Raw genomic sequence first — 2391 nt, 5'->3', positions numbered from 1 at the left:
GAGCGGCATCGATCGTCATCAGCTTCTTGCTTGCATCGTGACCCTCACAGCCACAGCCGGTCCGTGTCACTGGCTGAAGGATACTCATAGTGCTGCTCCTTCCTTGAAATGTCCTGGCCCCACGCTGCAGTCGAGGTCGCGCAACAGGCCGTCCTTCAAACCGTAGATCAGCCCATGCACCCGGACTTTCGCGCCGCGCGTCCAGGCTCGCTGCAGGATAGGCGTCTCGCAGACCCGGCGGACGCCTTCGACCACGTTGAACTCGGCCAACCGGTCGCGCTGCGCCTCAAGGTCAGGCTGGCGGCTCAGATCGACCGCATAGGCGCGGGAAAGGCGCCGGATCGGCTCCAGCCAGTGGTCGGCAAGACCGTGAGGAAGATCCTCGGTTGCTGCCTTGACCCCGCCGCAGCCGTAGTGGCCGCAGACGATGATCTCGCGCACCTTCAGCGCCTCGACCGCGAATTCCAGCGCGGACAGCATGTTCATATCGGAGGAATGAATGATGTTCGCCACGTTGCGATGGACAAAGACCTCGCCTGGGTCGAGCCCCGCCACGACGTTGGCCGGAACACGGCTATCCGAACATCCGATCCAGAAGAATTCCGGGGCTTGCAGGGCCGCAAGACGGGTAAAATATCCAGGTTCCTGCGCCTGTCTTTTGGCCGACCAGTCGCGGTTGCGGGCAAGGATATCACTCAGCACTGGTCACCCCCTGGCTGGTGGGAAGCCCGCGCCGCAACCGCATGTGATTGGCCAGACGGCGCAAGTCGCCCCGCGTCAACCGGGCGCGGGCTATGGGCAGGAGGATAGCGTTCTCCGCCACCAGGTGGCGGCGGACATGCGCGGCGAAACGCGCAAGAACCTCGCGGTCTTCGCTGGAAAGGTCGGCCCCAGCGTCGAGGCAGTTGGCGATGGCCCCACGCACTGAAGGCAGCAGGGTCAGGGCCTGCTCCTGATCGTGGCGGATGCGGCCCAAGACGGAGGCGATGGAATCTTCATCGGTGCAGCGCCGCGCAAGGGTGGGGAACAGGTCTTCCACCTCATCCCGCAGATGCACGCCAAGCTCTTCGTTCAGAAAACGCAGGATGGTGACGCCTGCCGGGCGGTCGAAGGTCTCGGCGGCGACGAGGCGGTCTATCTCAGCGCAGATCTGGCGTTCGCGCAGATGGTCCTCGCTGATGAAGTCCAGCGGCCGGGCCAAAAGGCCCGGATCGGTGGGGCCTTGGCCGCTGCCACGTCGCGCTGGTTCTGACCGCTTCATGGGACGCTCCTGACCGTGGATCAGATCGGGGCCAGGCTTGCGCCGGTGATCGTAGCCTTCTGGCCAAGCCTGTTCACGAAGTCGCACGAGGCGCGGGCCCAAGCGGCCTTTTCCAGCGCCTCGGCGATCCTTGGCCGCACCGTTTCGAACGGCAGGACCTGCCCCGGGGCAAGTGCGTTCAAGCGGATCAGGTGCCAGCCATGCCGCGACAGGACCGGGGCCGGGGTCGTCTGGCCTTCGGACAAGCAGCGCAGAGCGGCTTCGAACTCGGGCACTGTATCGCCGGGGCCGATCTGGCCCAGATGGCCCCCTTGTGCCTTTGACCCGCAGTCGCTTTTGCGGGCGGCGTGGGCGAAGTCCTTGGGCCCCTCTCCGAGTCGGGCCAGAAGTGCCTGTGCACGCGCCTCGGCAGCGGCCGTCTCAGTCTGATCGCGGGGGTCGCATGCGCACAGGATATGCGAGACGTCCCAAAGAGGGGCCGAGCGATAACGCGAGGGGTCTCGCGCCCATTCGGCACGGATCGCGTCATCGGTCACCGGATCGGGCAAGACCGCCTCTTCCAGCAAGACGCGGATCAGGGCTTCGTCTTCCGTTTCCCACCGCCCGGGGGCAAGTGCGAGCGGTTCAGCAGCCAGCCCGCGCGCCCGGGCCTCTTGCAGCAGCAGCGCCCGGATCGCCATGGCCTGCGCCGCCTTGCGCCAGGCGATGCCCGGCTTGTCCTTCGGTGCGCTGTGGTTCTGGGCCTCGGCGGCGATTGCCGCCGAGGGGATGGTTTCGCCGTTCACCACGACATCGGGGAAAAGGGACATGTTCATCGCACTCACTCCGCCGGGGTATGGGCTTTGGGTCCCTCAACGCCCTGCCGCCTGTCAAAGGCGCGGCGGCGTTCTTCCAGCGGGCGGCGGCGACGGGACCGCACGATCTGATAGCCGGAGCGGGCCACAAGATAGCGGAAGGGCGCCGCGAAGCCCGACCAGATGTGCACCAGCCTCGTGAACGGAAACAGCATGGTGATGATCAGGCCGAGGAAGATGTGCAGCTTGAACAGCCAGTGCACGTCCACCACTGTGACCCAGGCGTTGATGTTCCATGTCACCACGCTTTGCGACCATTCCATGAAGCGGATCATC

4 protein-coding genes are annotated in these 2391 nt (G+C 65.6%); all 4 read right to left on the bottom strand.

Translation table 11 applies throughout. From position 1 onward, the window contains the following. Positions 1–84 precede the first annotated feature (84 nt). Positions 85–702 (bottom strand): carbonic anhydrase, encoded by a 618-nt coding sequence (locus ACRCSW_RS13660; RefSeq protein ID WP_134078534.1) that lies wholly within the window; start codon positions 700–702, stop codon positions 85–87. Then, positions 692–1261, bottom strand: coding sequence for a hemerythrin domain-containing protein (locus ACRCSW_RS13655; protein WP_438705905.1), 570 nt, complete (start codon positions 1259–1261; stop codon positions 692–694). The genes ACRCSW_RS13660 and ACRCSW_RS13655 overlap by 11 nt, the downstream gene beginning before the upstream one ends. Positions 1262–1281: 20 nt before the next feature. Beyond that, a complete protein-coding gene (locus ACRCSW_RS13650) occupies positions 1282–2076 on the bottom strand; it encodes a peptidylprolyl isomerase (protein WP_438705903.1) in 795 nt (264 codons plus the stop codon). 5 nt (positions 2077–2081) lie between these two features. Next, a partial coding sequence (locus ACRCSW_RS13645; protein ID WP_438705902.1) for a respiratory nitrate reductase subunit gamma occupies positions 2082–2391 on the bottom strand: 310 nt, incomplete at its 5' end.

This window comes from Tabrizicola sp. (assembly GCF_051645465.1).
Classification (GTDB): domain Bacteria; phylum Pseudomonadota; class Alphaproteobacteria; order Rhodobacterales; family Rhodobacteraceae; genus Tabrizicola.
Note: the sequence above shows the minus strand (reverse complement) of the source record. Positions and strands in the feature narration are given on the sequence as shown.